This is a genomic window from Streptomyces sp. NPDC041129 (genome assembly GCF_055592265.1).
In genome coordinates, this window is the sequence record NZ_JBVIYV010000016.1 from 15,992 (window position 1) to 32,244 (window position 16,253).

Genomic DNA, 16,253 nt, shown 5'->3' on the forward strand with positions numbered 1-16,253 from the left:
CCCGTCGAAAGGACACCTGACGGATGGTCAACGCCCTTAGGGCTTGATGGAGCGTTACCGGGGCAATTCACCGATAGATTGGGATGATTGGTGAGTTACTGTCTGCTTTGCGGGATGGCGATGTAGCAACTTCTCGTCGCCAGAACCGATCCCTGCTGCGCGTACGGAATCCGGATGACGGATCCGCCTGCTTCGCGCGTGAGCCCCGCACAGGATGACGACAGCTCCTTCATAGGTCATCATCGGCAGGCCCGGCAGCGCCCTGTCACGCGCCGGATTCCATTGGGGGAAAGGGAAGCCGTCCGATGACGCGCAACTGGCGCCGCCTACCCGGCCGCCGGACCAGTGCGGCACTGCTCGCCACCGCAGTCGCCACGACCGGCATCATCTACGCAGGGCTCCGGCTGGACATCGATACCCCGGACCGCGGGGCCACCGGAAACAGCCGGACCGCACGAACCGTCACAGAAGCCGAAGCCGCTGGCGAGGCGGCCCGGACTGGGAAGCCGGTCGAGGTCACCTCCGCGCGTACAACGCACTCCACCACCTGGGCCCGCCCCGACGGCCTCATGGCAAAACAGCTCTACTCGTCACCCATCCGTGCCAAGGTGGGTGGCGCATGGAAGAGGATCGACGCGAGCCTGCACCGCACCAAGGCTGGATGGGAACCGGTCGCCACCAACACCCGCATGGTGTTCTCGCCCGGCTCCGCCGCACCCCGCGAGCAGCGCGGGTCCCGTTCGGCCACGCACCGGATCTCGCTCCTCAAGGGCGCAGCCGCAGCCGACACCGGGACCCCGTTGGTCACCCTGCACGTCGGCGACGGCGACGGCACCACCTATGACATCCAGCTCACCTGGCCCGGCACCGTCCCCACCCCCATCATCGACGGCAACCGCGCCCTGTACCCGGACATCTTCCCCGGCGGCGACCTGGTGCTCACCGCCGACGACGACGGCTTCGGCCAGCTCGTCGTCCTGAAGAACCGCCAGGCAGCCTCCGACCCGCATGTCCAGCAGCTCGTCTACGGTCTGCACTCCGCCGAGCTCACCTTCCGCCTGGACCCGACCTCTGGGATCGTCAGCGCCGAGAACCCCTACGGCGAGGAAGTCGCGGTCTCACCCACCCCGCTGATGTGGGACAGCAGCGGAACGCCGGCCAACACCGACGGCGACGTCGGCGCCACCGCCCAGCCCACCGAGCCCGAGTCTCCAGACCCTTCGGACTCCGCCGTGCCCGACCCCAGCGAAACTCCGACCGCCACGGCAGACGAGCCCGTCGAATCCGACGAGCAGAGCGACACCGATATCGAGGACCTGCCCTCCGCGAGCGACGGTCCCGAACCGACTGTGGCGGAGTCCCCACTGCCGTCCGCCCCTCCGGAGCCGACCCCCGCACCGTCACAGACCGGCCCCGCTGCCACGCTGAGCCTGCCCTCCCTCGACGGCCCCTCACCCGACTCTCGCGGCGAACTATTGGAGACCGACCTTTCCGCAGGACAGTGGACGATCACTCCGGGGCAAGACTTCCTCACCGACCCGGACACCACCTACCCGGTGTTCATCGACCCCTCGGTCAAAAAGCACGTCCAGAACTGGACCACGGCCTACGACCGGCACCCCACGGCCACCTTCTACAACGGCAAGGGCTTCAACAGGGGAGGGACGCACGAGGCACGGGTCGGCTTCGAATCCGACACCTGGGGCACCTCCCGCTCGTTCTTCAACATCACCTTCGACAAGGACCTCAAGGGAACCAAGATCACCAGCGCGAAACTGCACCTGCTGGAGACCTACTCCTGGTCCTGCAGTGCCCGCTCAATGAGCGTGCACATCACCGGCGAGATCAACGCCCACACCAACTGGCGGAACGCGCCCAAGCTCCACGACGGCAACAAGCTCGCCACCAAGAGCTTCGCGCACGGCTGGAAGGCCTCCAGCTGCCGCGACGCCTACGAAGCGTTCGACGTGAAGAAGGGCGCCCAGAAGACCGCCGACGACGGCGACGACAACATCACCTTCGGACTGCGCGCCCGCGACGAGCATTCCCAATACGCGTGGAAGAAGTTCCAGGCCAACGGCGACTTCCCCCCGTACCTGGAGCTCGTCTACAACCGCAAGCCCACGATCGTCTCCAACTCCCTGGACCTGGGACCAGACGCCAAGTGCACCACCACCAAGCCCTACGTCCGCATGGGCTCTAGCCCCCTCACCTTCACCGCCAAGGCCACGGACAAGGACAAGAACCTCAACTACCTCGACTTCGACCTGTGGCCCATGGGTGAGTTGAACAGCACCGGTGACCTCCTCAAGACGACCGGCAAGGTATCCGTCGGCGGCGACACCGACACGGCCCTGAAGACCACGAACGGCTTCTCCACCAGCGGGCTGAAGAACGGCACCACGTACTCCTGGCGGGTCCGTGCCGTCGACGACGCCGGAAGCTCGTCGGCCTTCTACCCGAGCAAGACCGCCTGCCGCTTCGTCCTGGACACCGCCGCCCCCCGGCCGCCCGAGGTCACATCCGCCGACTTCCCCGACGCCGACGGCTCAGAGAACGGATTCGGCAGCGGTGCCGAGGACGCCATCTGGAGCACCAAGAAGTTCGGCACACCCGGCTCCTTCACCTTCCGCGCCCTGAACACCGATGTCGTGCGCTACGAATACGGCTTCAACTCCCCCAGCTACACAGGCCAGATCGCACGCACGGCCGGTACCGCCACGAGCGTCAAGGCCACCATCACCGACGCCAAACCGCCGACCGCCGGCCCCAACGTGCTCTACGTCCGCACCCTCGACAGCGCGGGCAACTACTCCGACCCGCAGAAGTACTTCTTCTACGTCACGCCTCGCGACCAGGCCGACGCCCCCGGCGACTTCACCGGCGACAAGCTGCCCGACCTCATGGTGGTCACGGAAGGCGGCAACCTCGCCCTCTACCCGTCGCAAGCCGACAAGGACCTGGTCAAGGGAACGGGCGACCTGGACTACTCCATGGCAGGCGCCTACCGGGCCAACCCCGATAAGGATCCCAACGGCGACGAACTGCCACCGTATGTCGCCGCGCCTTCCGGTCACTTCAAGGGCGCACTCATCGCTCACAACGGCGACATCATCGGCGGTGACGGCCTCCAGGACCTCGTCGTCCGCCTCGACGGCAAACTCTGGGTCTACCCCGGAGACGGCTACGGCGCCGTCGACATCGACAAACGGCGCGAGATCCTCCTGCCCGACGGCGCCCCCAGTCCAGATGCCTTCACCCAGATCGTCAGTGCCGGCGACGCCACTGGAGACGGACGCACTGACTTCTTCGCCACGGTCAAGGGCAGCAGCGACGACGAACTCTGGGCCTTCACCGGCTACCACGGTGCCACCATCGACCAGGCCGTCAAGCTGTCCGCCTCCGCCTGGAAGGACCGAGACCTCGTCACTGTTCAGGACATCACCGGCGACGGCGTCACCGACCTTCTCTACCGCACCGATGTGTCCGCCCGGCTGCTCCTGCGCAAGGGCATCGCGGCAAGCGGCGGCGGCGTCAACCTGAACTCGCTCGCATCCGCGGCGAACAGCTCCGGCGGCGTCGACCTCGAGTACGGTGCGTCCGGCTGGTCCAGCACAAGCCTCCCCTTCGTCATCGGCACTCCCAGCGCCGACGGGGACACCGTCCCCGACATCTGGACCATCCGGTCCGACGGATCCGTACGCTTCTACTCGGGCAGCAAGACCAGTCTGACCGGCTCCGGATCCGAGATCATCACTCCGCACGACTACTGGAAGACCCGTATCACCGTCGGCTGACGAACTCCCGTGATGTTGTTGTGCCCCACGACCCCTAAGCAGTGGGGCACAACAACATAAAGCCTCAACTGGCAGCCGTACGGGCCGGCGCCGTTCACCATGAACGCGGCTCCTCCCACGCCCCCTGTGCTCGCACGGGCCTCGAGGGTGGTCCCGACCCGCAACTCGCGGGCGAACGCAAAGTCGATGCCTGCGGTCCTGGACACAACTAGTGCCTGGATGAGAGTGCGACGGCAGCACCCCATCGCTGCTGAAGAAGTGCGGACCTGTCGATCGAATTGGACCAAGGACGTTCCGTACCGTCACGTCGCTCCCGGCGGGAGACCTACGCACAGCTACTGAAGCAGCGCGAGCATGCGCTGAGCACCGACGAAGCCAGGCAAAGACACGCGTACTGTTCCCAAATGATCAAGAACCCCTAGGGCAGCCATGTTCGCTCGAAGTGCTGTATCTACGGCCCTACTTGCCGTCGCTGTCGCAACCGCCGGATGCAGCAGTGCAGCCGACGGAGAGGCCGCGCAGCCCACCGAAAGCATCAGGACCGCGCCCGAGCTGTACGACACAGCCTGGCGCAAGGCATGCATAGACGCGTGGGCCGAGGTCATCCTCGCCCACCCTCACGACTGGGACCCAGGCGAAGAAGAAGCACCCGAGAAGTGCCGAGGCCAGATGTCGGCAAGCACCGAGATGGATCTTTACCTGTTCGGCAAAGAAAAGGCCGAGGACGAGAGGATGAAGCTCCCGCCCATCGACGATGGCGCCTCGCTCACAGCCGAAGCTCCCACCAAGAGCAATCAGCCCTGACCCTCACGACGATCACCGCAGCCTGTGGCCCCGTTCCTGGGCTGGGCCGCCGCTGCTTCGGGGTTGATCAATGCCTCCCTGCAGGCCGCCCTTCGGATGGCCTGGTCGCTAGCGCTGCTCGCCCGACCGAAACGGAGCGCGTCTCTACTACCAACTGGCCGATGACCGGCGAATCTCTCGCGCGCTGTGAAGCAGACGACCTCGAGCAACCACCACAGCGTCCGAGCGGCCTCCTCCCGGCCGGGCCAAGCGTCTGCAGCGGCATGCGCGCGGGGGCCACCGATCGCTTTCACCCCGCCGATCGGCTGATGGATGCGGTCCCTTCGTGCCTGAGTCAGGCGAAGCCATCAGCAAGCGCAGCGTTGAGGTCGTCCGCCGCTGTCTTCGAGGAAGTCGCCGAGTTCCAAGAACTCCTAGCCGAGGACGTCGTCTCACGGCGCGGGCTGCCACGGCCAGGGCTGGCTTTCCCGCTCCTTGGGCCGCGCCGCAGTCAAGGCTCTGGCGGAGAGCGAGGAGAGCATCGAGGGAGTGGAGCACTACCGGACTGCTCGCCCCGGTCGTGCTGACCAGCCACGCCCAGGAATTCACATTCGTCAACTGACCCCCACGCCCGCCTTCATGCCCGGCGCTCACCAGTACTTCTGACCGTCCCTGGCCGGGTTCGCCGAACCATCATCCAGTCCGGCGAACCCGGCCTCCGGCAACCAGACCCGGCCCGTCCCGGCCCCCGAGCCGCAGCCGCCGCGCTCGTCGCCACATCAGGCAATATCCCGGGCCTCTTTCTGGTCCTTGAGCTCCTGCGGCGTCATCGTCATGCCCTGAGCGTATGGACGCGGTCCAGCTGCATGGTCGCAGCGCGCGAGGCTGACGGTGGCCCGGGATCGTTCCGAAACGAGCAGCGGCCCCGGGCGAGGAAGCCGGGCCGCTGTCGAGCGGTGCAGAGCGTCTGGGTCAGGCAGAGCTCACGACGATGCCGTTGACGCACGTCGTCCTCATGATGGCGACGGGGTACTGGTGCAGGTAGGGAGCGGGCGTCGCGCTGCACCGCAACTGGGAAGGCCGCGCCCCAGCCTCGATCCATGGACACTGCCCTGTACTGGCTCAACCACCCCACCAACACCACAACCAGCGCATACGAACACTCAACGAACCTGATCACCATGCGGAGAAACTGACCACACATGGCCAAGACTCACTCCACCTGACAAAGCGTCAGCTCAGCACAGAGCCCAAGCCCTCATTCCCTCCGTCACCGAGCCGTAACAACCGGGGCATGAAGCGCTACCACCACCAGGCACCAAACTGATCAGCCCAGGCGAACCCACGAACTACTGGTCAGAAAAACCGCTCCTGGACAGCAACTCTCCGCCATCGGCATACGGTGGGCGTAGGTAGTCGGGGTGCCCTGGCGCCCCGGCCGTACCCGGTCCGCTCAGCGGGCCAGTTGCATGATCGTGCTGTAGCGACCGGGGAACTCGCGAGCGGCCGGCGCGCAGAAGCGCGCGATCTCGGTCCCGGCCCGGCCGGGGATACGTATTGTTCGGCGAAGGGCTCGACGGCCAGGGCAACCTCCGTGCCGTACGACCGCTCGGAGATCGTTCTGTATGGCGTGCTCGACGAGGCGGGCCTGCCCGTCGGACTGCAGGTCATCGCACCGCAATCACGACGACTTCTCCCTCATGGATCTCGCCCACGCCTGGGAACAGTGGACCGGCTTCGCCCGCGGCGCCCTGCCGGGGCTGCTCACCGCTTGATCCACGGGCCGGCCGCGGTTGCCCTGCGCCGGTTGGGCAACCGTTCGCGATCGGCGGGAGTCTAGCGAGCGGGGACCGTTCCCTCGGAGACACAGTCCGTTCACTCGCGCCCCCAGCAAAGGATTTCCCCGTGCCGACACCCTCACCAGCCCGTCGCGCTTTCTGGTCTTCTGTCGCCGCCTTCGGCGCAGCAGGTCTTCTGGCACTGGCCGGCACACCTGCGGCCCACGGCGAAGAGAACACCCCCGATCTGGTCGTCGGGGGCGTCGCGCCGGTCAGCGGGCTGAGGCCGGGAGACGGCATCGACGTTCCGGCCACCGTGGCGAACAAGGGCACGGTGAGGGCCGAGAAGGTGTGGGTCGCCTACTCCGTCACCCGAGGACTCGACTTCGCCCAGGTGCCCTCCAACTGCCAGGTGCAGCACGTGCGGCCCTACGACGAGATGCCCGAGCGGTGGACTGCGGTGTGCGCGTTCGACCAGGCGGTGGAACCCGGCGCCGTCTACACGACCGACAGGCCCTTGCGCGTCACGGCTCTGGACCGCGCGCTCAACGACGAACTGCGGCTGCGTGTCGAGAGTGCTGATCCGGGAGCTGATGACAACGGCAGTGACCCGGTGGCGGGAACCGCAGTGCCTGTGAGGCTCGTTGCGGCGGAGGCCGGGGGCGTGGGGTCGGCGCGCGTCGTCGACGTGCCCGTCACCACGGTGAACACGGCCGACTATCAGGTGACGGGTGCGGCGCTCAGGGGGAGCGTCGGGGACACGGTCACGATGAAGGTGACGTTCACCAACGCCGGGCCCGCCTGGGTGTGGCCCAGGGAAGGGGACGAGGCCGTCCGCGTGGTGATCACTCCTCCCGCCGGAACGTCGGTCGTCAAGCGGGGCACCTTCTGCCGGGTCGAGGACGGGGCGTACGTCTGCGGCATGCGGTCGCTCTACGAAGGCAGCGGGGAGACCTACGCCTTCGACTTGCGCATCGACAAGCGGGTGCCCGGCGCCAAGGGGTCCATAGCCCTGAGCACCGAGGCCCGGCCGTTCGATCCGGACAAGGCCAACGACCGGGCCGACATCACCCTGGACGTCGCGGGCGGTGGCTCCTCCGGCTCGGCAGGTGGCTCGGACGGGTCGGACGGGTCGGGTGGCTCCGACGGATCGGTGGGCGGATCGAACGGCTCGACGGGCACCTCGGCAGGCGGCTCGGACGGCGGATCGTCCTCCGCGGTCGCCGGCGGGACGGCGGACAGCGGGACGACGGGCGGCGGCAACCTCGCGGAGACCGGCTCCTCGGCGCTGCCGGCCGCCGGCGTGGCTGCTGCGGCGGTAGCGGTGGGAGCCGGCGTGCTGCTCGTCCAGCGCCGTCACCGCGCCCGGCGGCCCGACTGACCTCTTGTCGATCTGTCCGGGGGCACCTGGCCCGGTGCGGGTGCCCATGTCGGGGCATCGACCGTCCGCCGCGGGACGTCGTCACGGAGCCGGGGGGGGCGTGTGCAGGTGCTTGACCTGTGGTGCAGCGGCGAAGTGCGGTCGGGTCAGTGTGCGCCATCGGTGCAGCCCCTGTGAGGCACGGGAGGTGACGGTGTGGTGTTCGTCCGCCGTCCGCCGTCCGTCGTCCGTCGTCCGTCGGACCAGGAGCCGGTAGCGCGAGGGGTGTTCGGCACTGTGGTGCGGCTCGGCTGCGTGGCGGCTCCCGGCGGCGAGGAAGAGAAGAACGGCAGGGTCTGCGCGAAGGCCCCGTCGAAGTCCTGGTCCTGGACGGGGGGTATCTCGATCTGGGTGATCTCGGTGATCACGGTGTCCGGTTCTTTCGTGTGCTCGGGTCGTCGTGGACTCAGGCGCGGCATGCGGCGGTCTTGGCGTGTTCGGCGTCCGCGCGTGCGGTGACGCCGGTTTCGACGAGGGTGCCGGGGGGCGTCGGCGGTGGCGTGGATCCACAGGGTGCGCATCGGTTCGGTGGCGGGGGCGTTGCGGAAGCGGTGCGGGGTGCCGGGGGGCCTCCCACTGCACCGCGTCGCCCGGCCGGCACCCTCTCGAGTACGCCCTGACCGCCGCAGGGCTGATGGCGTCAGATGACGCGGATGTCAGGCGGGTGAGGCCGCGTCCGGCTCCCGCCTCGACGATCGGGGGCCGGAGGCGGGTACGAGGACATGGCGGGTGCCGGCGAACGCGTCGGCGAGTGAGGTCCCTTGGGTCGAGCCGCATCGCCGGCACCGACGCCCGGGGGGCACCAGGTCCGTGACTTCGGTGTGTGGGTGGTCGTGAGCAGGTTGCACAATCTGCTCGGCCCTTGCCCTTTGGCGGGCAGCCGCTGAGAGGGGAACACCGTGGGCGCCGTTTCGGGGCGGTCGCGTGCGAGTCCGACACGTCGGTCAGCTGTGGTGGTTCGCCGACTTCTCCAGTCGCTCGACCAGTTCGGCGGCCATGGCCTTTATGGTTTCCAGTCCCTGGCGTCCCCATGGCTGTGGGTCCTGGTCGACCACGCAGATCGTGCCCAGTACCACGCCGGTGCTGTCTATCAGTGGTGCGCCAAGGTAGGAGTGAACGCCGATCGCGTCGACCACCGGGTTGCCGGCGAACCGGGGGAAGTCCCGGATGTCCTCCAGTACCAGCGCCCGGCGGCGCTTGACCACGTGCGGGCAGATGCCCATGTCGATGTCGCGGGGCATGATGCGGCCGGGCACCGGTTCCTCGAGCAACGGCGGCCCCACGTGAGCCGTGGTTTCCTGCGCGGCGCTGTACAGGCCTGCGAAGTACTGGCGGTCGGCGTCGAGGAAGAAGTTGACTCCGGCGTAGCAGCCGCCGGTACGGTGTGCCAGCTCCCGTGCGAAGGCGTCGAGTTCGGCATCCGGGCGAGCGGAGACGCCCAGCTCGCGCAGCCGCTCGGATCGGGTACGCACCTGTGGATCCTCGGGGGGGAGGAGCAGGTGGCGCAGGGCGATCCCGGACTCAGGCCCGGACGGTGGGTTGGTCGGTGTGGCTGCCATGGGAACTCCTTGTCGTGATCAGATGCTGAACCAGATCGAGCAGTACGCGTATGCCCGAGTTCTGGACGCGGGCGTCGCACAGCAGCACCGGCACCTCTTGCCGGAGGTCGAGCGCGGTCCGCACCTCCTCCCCGCGGTAGCGGTGAGCGCCGTCGAACTCGTTGACGGCGACGACGAAGGGGATGCCGCGCCGCTCGAAGAAGTCCACTGCCGCGAAGGAGTGCTCCAGCCTGCGGGTGTCGGCGAGGACCACCGCCCCGAGCGCTCCTTCGGAGAGTTCGTCCCACAGGAACCAGAAGCGCTCCTGCCCGGGTGTGCCGAACAGGTAGAGGATGTGGGACGGACTGAGCGTGATCCGGCCGAAGTCCAGGGCCACCGTGGTGGTGGCTTTGTTCTCCACTCCGTCCAGCCGGTCGGTGGCCGCGCTGACGGCGGTCAGCATCTCCTCGGTGCTCAGCGGCTCGATCTCGCTGAGCGCGTTGACGAAGGTGGTCTTTCCGACGCCGAACCCGCCGGCGATCAGTACCTTGAGGCCTGCTGGCAGGGGTTCGGCGGGCAGCGGGTCACAGTCGTTTGAGGAGGCCATCGCGTATCGCTTCCAGGAGGTCTCGATCAGGTCGTGCGGAGTGGCCCGTGGGTGTCGGGTGCGTATCGCCCGTGACCACCGCGCCTCCCTCGGCGAGATCGGACAGCAGTACTTTGACCACGGCGGCGGGCACCCGCATCCGGGCCGCTACCTCGGCAACGCTGACGGGCTGTTCGCACAGTGTCAGCACTTGCGCATGCTCCAGGCCGAACGTGCCCTGGGTCTGGGCGCCGGTGGCCCGCACCGTGGTGACCAGCGTGAAGTGGGACGTGGCCCTGGTCCGGCCGTCGCTCACGGTGTAGGGGCGGACCAGCCGGCCGGCCGCTTCGTCGAGTTGCGGTCCGTCTGGGAGGACCGGCGTCATCGTTCACCCCACCGGGTGCCGGGGCGGTGTGGCCAGGTGCGGGCGCACGCTCTTCACCATCATCCCCATCTCGTAGCCCAGTACCGCGGCGTCCGCATCGCGTCCGGCCAGTACTGCCAGCACCGCGCCGTGTCCGGCGGAGGAGACGAACAGCAGTGAGGTGCTGAGCTCCGTCACGATCTGTCGCACGTCACCGCCGTCGTCGAAGTGCCGGCCCGCGCTGCGTGCCAACGAGTACAGCCCACTGGCGAGCGCGGCCAACTGGTCCGCGGCGTCCTTCTCGAGTCCCTCCGCTGCCTTCACCAGCCCGTCCGAGGACAGCAACAACGCGCTTCGGGTGTGCGGCACCCGGTTCACCAGACCCGTCAACAGCCAGGAAAGGTCTTCGCTCGCCACGATCGTGTACTCCTCTTCGGCAGAAGGAAACGTTGTGCTGCACGGGCCTTGGGTCTTCGGGGCGGCCTCGGCCATCAGGGCGCCTCGGTTTCCTCGGCCCTGCGTAGTCCGGTCCGGAATGCGGCCATCAGGCCGGGGTCGTGTGCGGTGTCCTCGGCAGCGCCGACGTCACGGACCGGCTGCGGTGCTTCGGCGGCGTGGTCCTGGCGGCGGCGCTGAGGCAGCCGCGGGCGGTCGTCCTCGCCGTCGGTGGGGAGCGGGGCGGGTTCGGGTCCGGGATCGGGCGCGGTCGGATCCGCGGCGGCGGTCGTCTCTGTCGCTTGGGAATCCACCGCTTCGGTCTTTGCTGGGTCGTGCGACTGCGTGGCCGGGGCCGGGACGGTGTGCAGGGTCGGCGCGGGAGCTGTCGGCTGCGGGCCGAGCAGTGCCTGGGGCAGCACCATGACGGCCTGGGTGCCGCCGTAGACGTTGCTCTGCAGCTGCACGGCGATGTCGTGCCGCTGCGCCAGGACGGAGACCACGTACAGGCCGATGCGGCCGTCTTGCAGGAGTTCGCCGAGCGCGACCTTGTCGGGTGCGCTCAGTACGGTGTTCATCTGGCCGCGCTCGGCCGGGGACATGCCCAGGCCCCGGTCCTCGACCTCGATCGCCACTCCCGCGGCGACGGGCTCGACCCGGACGTGGACGGTGGTCTGGGGCGGTGAGAAGACCGTCGCGTTCTCCAGCAGTTCGGCCAGCAGGTGGACGACGTCGACCACGGCGTGGCCGCTGACCGATCCCTCGACGGGCGGGACCAGCTTGACGCGGGCGTACTGGTCGATCTCGGCGACGGCGGAGCGCAGCACGTCGGTCAGGCTGACGGGGCGGGTCCACTGGCGGTGGGTGTTCGCGCCGCCGAGCACGGCCAGGTTCTCGGCGTAGCGGCGGATGCGGGTGGACAGGTGGTCCACCTGGAACAGTCCCTTGAGCAGGTCGGGGTCCTCGACCTCGTTCTCCAGGTCGTCGAGCAGGCCGATCTCGCGGTGCACCAGGGACTCCAGGCGGCGCGCCAGGTTGGCGAATACCTCGAACTGCTCCAGCCGGGAGTAGTGTTCCGCACCGATCGCGGAGGTGGCGGTCTCCAGCAGGGCTGTCTGCGCCTCGTGTCGGGCCACTGCGATCTCGAATCGGAGGCGGGAGAGTTCGTCCGGGCCGGTCTGCGGCGGGAGTTCCGGCCGGCGCCGTACAGGCCGTTCCCCGGCCCGCAACCGTCGGCACAGCGACTCCAGTTCGGCCCTGCCCTCGGCTGTGGTGCGGGTCAGCTCGGCCAGCTCGGCACGGTTTCGGTCGGCTGCGCGGGACAGCTCCGCCCAGTGCTTGGTGACTGCTCGTGCCTGTGCCGAAGACCGGATGCCCGCGATCGCGGCCGCCATGGTGCCGATGAGCAGCACGGCGCCGAACACCGCGCCCTGGTACGCCTGGTCCAGGTGGCCGCCGTGGACCGGTGCGGTGGCCACCGCACCGGTCACGGCGGCCACGCCCGCCGGCAGCACGGACGACAGCACCAGGCGCCGCCTCAAGGATCCGGCCGGCGGCTCGCCCGTCACACGGGGCGTCACGGGTGACGCCGGCCGGTCGTCCGGCGGCATGGAAGGATCAGGCATAACAGTCCCCGGACAGTACGATGATCGGGCCGAGCGCGCACGGTATCGCGCACCAGGACCCCGGTGTCAGCCCTGGCGCGTACAGAGATCGAACCGTTGCACTTTGAATGCTTTTTGTGGCGGCCGTCCCGGACCTGGGAGTGGAGACTCCGGGTGAGGTCTTTTGCTCTGATCGTCGAGGCGCGCAGGTGGAGGCTGGCGAGGTGGCTGTCTGGGGTCTTGTCGTACCAGGCGGAGATGCCTTGCGGGCCTCGAGCTTGTTGATCAGACCCTCGACCGTGTTCCTCTCTCTACAAGTTCCTCTAGGGCGGCGGCACACCCGTTCCCCCGGACACGGAGGTGGTACGCATGACCGTGATGGTGTTGAGGTTGCGGAGAGCCGCAAGGGTGGAGCCGGGCCGAAGACCCGCTGCCTTTGTGCGCCGTCCAGATGGCCTTGAGGCCCTGCAGCGTCAGCCGACTCCGCGAGAACGACGTCGAGGACCCCCTGCGCTCTTCTTCATTCACGCCGAGGGTGACGTGCCCCCTGCCCAGCGGGTCAGCATGCCGATGGCCTCCGCGCGGTCGGCGGGGGACAGTTCCGCGATGGCGGTGCTGTGGTTGGCGTCGGGCGCCCACAGGAGGCGGGAGTCCCTGACGCCGGGCCGGAAGGACTCGGCGACCGAGGGGTCCTGGGCGCCGTTGACGAACAGCAGCCGGCTGCCGTGGCGGTGGACCCAGCGGTCGATGTCCGGCATGGCGTCACGATCGAAACGCATCGGGATGTCGCGCGGGACGAACGTACGGGGCTCGCCGGCGTCCGGGTAGCGCAGGAGTCCGGCCAGGTGCCGGGTGGGGGAACTGACATACCCCAGCTGGGTGCCGAGTTGGTGGAAGTAGGGGATGTAGCGCTGCAGCGCCGTGTCGGCGTAGAGGGCCAGGCCCGTGATGTCGTCCAGCCACCCGTACGCTGCCAGAACATGAACGGAGCTCGCAGGACGGCGATTTCGAGGGCCTTGTCGGCGCCGCCGACGACGCGGAACGAGGTGTTGTTCGCGGCGGCCCAGGACTCGTAGCGGGCGACCAGGTCGCAGCGGCGGAGCAGAGCCTGCTGCTGCACGGTCCGCAGGGCTTCGCGGCACTCCGGATCTGCAAAGACTTCGGCCGCGCGACCACCGGTGCGAACCCCACCGAGCTGGGGCGGGCCGTCCTCGCCGCGTACCTCGCCGGCCGGGACAGCCGGGGTGAGACGTTCCGTGTCGTCGTGCGCGCCGACGACGGCAGCCAGTCCGTCATCACTCCCGGCCACCTCACCGACCCCGGCTGGAAAGCGGATCCAGCCATCTGCCAGATACTGCCCGCCTACTTGCGCAACGCCCTCCCCTGACCTCGGCGGAGCCACCAGCAGGGCCGGAAGTCCCCCGGAAGGCGGACGGGCCGAGGAGGCGGACCGCTGCGCGGACGTGAGCGTCCGGGTCCGGCACACCTGCCGCATCGAGGCTCGAGGGAGCCACACGAAGATCGGTGCTAAAAGACTGGTGCATGTGGGTTCAGCGAGTGATCGAGCTGACCGGGTGGGAGCCGCTCGGGATCTCCGTCGACTGGGCGGCGATCGAGGCAGAGCCGGGGGGGTCCGCTGCCGGCGGACTACAAGGAGCTCTACGAGGTGTTCGGTGGCGGCGTCTTCGGTGATTCCGTCTATTTCCTGGGGCGCGACGAGGGTCTCGGGACGTTCGACTTCCTGAGACAGTGGCGGGTCCACCTGTCCGTCGACCAGGACAGCAGGTTCGCAGGCGTCTCCGCCGTCGAGCCGTATGCGAATCTACGCGCCGGACGGCCAGGGGCTGGTCGGGTGGGGCTCCACCCAATGGGCCGACGAGTACTTCTGGCTGATCGATGCCGAGCGGCCGGGCGAGTGTCCTGTTCTCGCGCGGTCCAATGACGTCGACGGATGGGATCGGTATGGCATGTCCACCTCTGAGTTCCTCTACCGAGTCCTTGCCGATGTCGATTTTCAGCCGTTCGGAATCGCGCGGTACGACCTCGGCACGAGGTTCGAGTCCGGTTCCGGCGCCCCCTTGGAGGGGTGGCCGCGCTGACGAGGCCGGCCGCCTCACGTTCGTGGACACGACAGTGCCGCCGTGTCTGGTCGAGATCGGCGGGCGTCGGCACCCGGGGTCTGAAGTCCCCGGGTGCCGAGCCTGAAGCCGCCCGTCTGCCCCCCTCCCCCGGCCGAGTCCTCCAGCACGGGGTGGGCGGGTCGGCGGCGAGGTAGCCCACCGCCCGCGACCAGGCAGGTCCCGTCCCCGTCAGACGGCACACCTCGGCCGGGTCGAGACGGAGTGAACGCCGCGCCGGCGTGTCAGGAGGGCCGGGATCGCAGGCGGCGCACCATGCGGGCGTCCTCGAAGCCCACCTGCCGGGCCGCGGACTCGATGGTGGAGCCTTGGCTGATCAGGTGTTCGGCTCGCTCCAGGCGCAGGGTCTGCTGGTAGCGCAGCGGGGTGAGGCCGCCGGTGGCCCGGGAGAACTGGCGGGTGAGCGTGCGGGCGCTGACGCCGGCGTGGGCGGCCAGGCGGGTGAGGGGCAGCGGCTCGGCGTAGTGGGTGTCGATCAGGTCCTGGATGCGGTGCACGGTGTCGTCGACGTGGCTGCGGTGGCGGAGCATGGCGCTGGCTTGGGGTTCGTTGCCGTTGCGGCGGGTGTAGATGACCATCTCGCGTGCCACGCGGGCGGCGAGGGCGGGGCCGTGGCGTGTGGCCAGCAGGTGCAGGGCGAGGTCGATGCCGCTGGCGATGCCGGCGGAGGTGACGATCCGGTCGTCGGTGGAGAACAGGACGTCGCGGACCACCGTCGCCCGTGGGTGGCGGGCGGCCAGTTCGTCCTGGAGCTGGTGGTGGGTGGTGCAGCGGCGGCCGTCGAGGAGCCCGGCCTGCCCCAGGGCCTCCGCTCCGGCGCAGACGCTGGCGACGGTGCCGCCCGCGGCGTGGTGCGCGCGCAGCCGCCCGGCGGTCTCACGGCTGATGCGGGGCCCGCCGCTGAGGGTGGGCGCGCTCCATCCGGGGACCACGAGAAGGTCGCCTGGGCCGAGTTCGGGCCAGGTGGTGCGGGCGGTCAGCGGCAGGCCCTGGGCGCTGCGTATCCGGGGTTCCTCGGCGACGTAGTCGAGGTCGTACGGCTGCCCGAAGGCCACTGCGGTGGAGAATGCCTGGGCCGGGCCGGCCAGGTCGAGCAGGTGGACTGCGGGCAGCAGGACGAAGACGACACGGCTCATACCGGTGATGCTGCCAGCTCATCCACCGTGGCGATCCGGGCGAAGCGGTCCCGCAGGACGGCCAGGGTGCGTTCGGTGATCGCCTCGGCGCTGAGGTCGCCGATCGGGTTGGTCGTGGTCGCATCGGCGACGAACACGACCTCGTATCCCAGGTCGCTGCCGATCCGGGCGGTGGTCTCGACACACTGCTCGGTACGGATGCCGCAGACCCACAGCTCGCCGACCCCGGCCTCGGTGAGCCGCTGCTGCAGGTCGGTGGTGGTGAACGCGTTGTGCGAGGTCTTGTACAGCACGGGCTCTCCCGGCCTCGGCTGCTCCAGCTCCTTCAGTAGCCGGACGTGTCCCCGTTCCGGGTCGAACACGTCACCGCTGCCGGGCTCGGTGTGCAGCACCCAGACCAGCAGATCATTGTTGTTCCGCGCGGTGCGCACCAGCCGGTTCACCGGCTCGGCGATATCGGGGTTGGCGATCTGCTCCCACAGGGGGCGGGCGCGGAAGGATTCCTGGACATCGATCACGATCAAGGCTCGTCTCATGTCCACCAGTCTGGCCTGGGCAGACTCGGGGCCGACAGGCATGATCGGGGCCGAGACCGGAACGATCCGGTCACCTGCCAGGAGGCCGCTGAAAGCGGCTCGCCTTCGCAGCCGACATCTCCTGTCTCACCTGGCTCA

At 68.8% G+C, this 16,253-nt stretch carries 11 protein-coding genes and 1 pseudogene; 4 read left to right on the forward strand and 8 right to left on the reverse strand.

Translation table 11 applies throughout. The features are described from left to right. Positions 1–305: 305 nt before the first annotated feature. The 3 genes from ACZ6B1_RS33645 (at position 306) to ACZ6B1_RS33655 (ending at position 7,739) form a co-directional block, all read left to right on the forward strand. A complete protein-coding gene (locus ACZ6B1_RS33645) occupies positions 306–3,797 on the forward strand; it encodes a DNRLRE domain-containing protein (protein ID WP_468784559.1) in 3,492 nt (1,163 codons plus the stop codon). A 429-nt stretch (positions 3,798–4,226) separates the two neighbouring features. Continuing rightward, on the forward strand, positions 4,227–4,601 hold the full coding sequence (locus ACZ6B1_RS33650; protein ID WP_468784560.1) for a hypothetical protein: 375 nt from the start codon (positions 4,227–4,229) through the stop codon (positions 4,599–4,601). Positions 4,602–6,485: 1,884 nt separating this feature from the next. Next, entirely contained in the window at positions 6,486–7,739 is a 1,254-nt protein-coding gene (locus ACZ6B1_RS33655) for a hypothetical protein (protein WP_468784561.1), read from the forward strand. Positions 7,740–8,722: 983 nt separating this feature from the next. Here ACZ6B1_RS33655 and ACZ6B1_RS33660 read toward each other — a convergent pair. From ACZ6B1_RS33660 to ACZ6B1_RS33685, 6 genes and pseudogenes are all read right to left on the reverse strand, one after another. Then, on the reverse strand, positions 8,723–9,337 hold the full coding sequence (locus tag ACZ6B1_RS33660; protein WP_468784562.1) for a GAF domain-containing protein: 615 nt from the start codon (positions 9,335–9,337) through the stop codon (positions 8,723–8,725). After that, complete coding sequence (locus tag ACZ6B1_RS33665) at positions 9,300–9,923, reverse strand: GTP-binding protein (RefSeq protein WP_468784563.1); 624 nt, start codon at positions 9,921–9,923, stop codon at positions 9,300–9,302. The genes ACZ6B1_RS33660 and ACZ6B1_RS33665 overlap by 38 nt, the downstream gene beginning before the upstream one ends. Further along, positions 9,901–10,287 carry a DUF742 domain-containing protein gene (locus ACZ6B1_RS33670; protein WP_468784564.1) on the reverse strand — a complete coding sequence of 129 codons (387 nt, stop codon included), beginning with the start codon at positions 10,285–10,287 and terminating at the stop codon, positions 9,901–9,903. Before ACZ6B1_RS33670 ends, ACZ6B1_RS33665 begins: the two co-directional genes overlap by 23 nt. Before the next feature lie 3 nt (positions 10,288–10,290). Next, positions 10,291–10,683 carry a roadblock/LC7 domain-containing protein gene (locus ACZ6B1_RS33675; RefSeq protein ID WP_468784597.1) on the reverse strand — a complete coding sequence of 131 codons (393 nt, stop codon included), beginning with the start codon at positions 10,681–10,683 and terminating at the stop codon, positions 10,291–10,293. A gap of 74 nt (positions 10,684–10,757) precedes the next feature. Then, positions 10,758–12,227: a sensor histidine kinase gene (locus ACZ6B1_RS33680; protein WP_468784565.1), complete on the reverse strand. Its 1,470-nt coding sequence runs from the start codon at positions 12,225–12,227 to the stop codon at positions 10,758–10,760. Positions 12,228–12,829: 602 nt separating this feature from the next. Next, positions 12,830–13,800, reverse strand: a pseudogene (locus tag ACZ6B1_RS33685) (hypothetical protein). A 319-nt stretch (positions 13,801–14,119) separates the two neighbouring features. On the opposite strand from ACZ6B1_RS33685, the gene ACZ6B1_RS33690 reads away from it, so the two are divergent. Continuing rightward, on the forward strand, positions 14,120–14,404 hold the full coding sequence (locus tag ACZ6B1_RS33690) for a hypothetical protein (RefSeq protein ID WP_468784566.1): 285 nt from the start codon (positions 14,120–14,122) through the stop codon (positions 14,402–14,404). Positions 14,405–14,667: 263 nt separating this feature from the next. On the opposite strand, the gene ACZ6B1_RS33695 is transcribed toward ACZ6B1_RS33690, so the two are convergent. Both ACZ6B1_RS33695 and ACZ6B1_RS33700 read right to left on the reverse strand, forming a co-directional pair. Beyond that, positions 14,668–15,579, reverse strand: coding sequence for a GlxA family transcriptional regulator (locus ACZ6B1_RS33695; RefSeq protein WP_468784567.1), 912 nt, complete (start codon positions 15,577–15,579; stop codon positions 14,668–14,670). After that, the gene (locus ACZ6B1_RS33700; protein ID WP_468784568.1) at positions 15,576–16,115 is read right to left on the reverse strand and encodes a cysteine hydrolase family protein; all 540 of its coding nucleotides are present in this window, start codon (positions 16,113–16,115) and stop codon (positions 15,576–15,578) included. Before ACZ6B1_RS33700 ends, ACZ6B1_RS33695 begins: the two co-directional genes overlap by 4 nt. Positions 16,116–16,253: the final 138 nt, after the last annotated feature.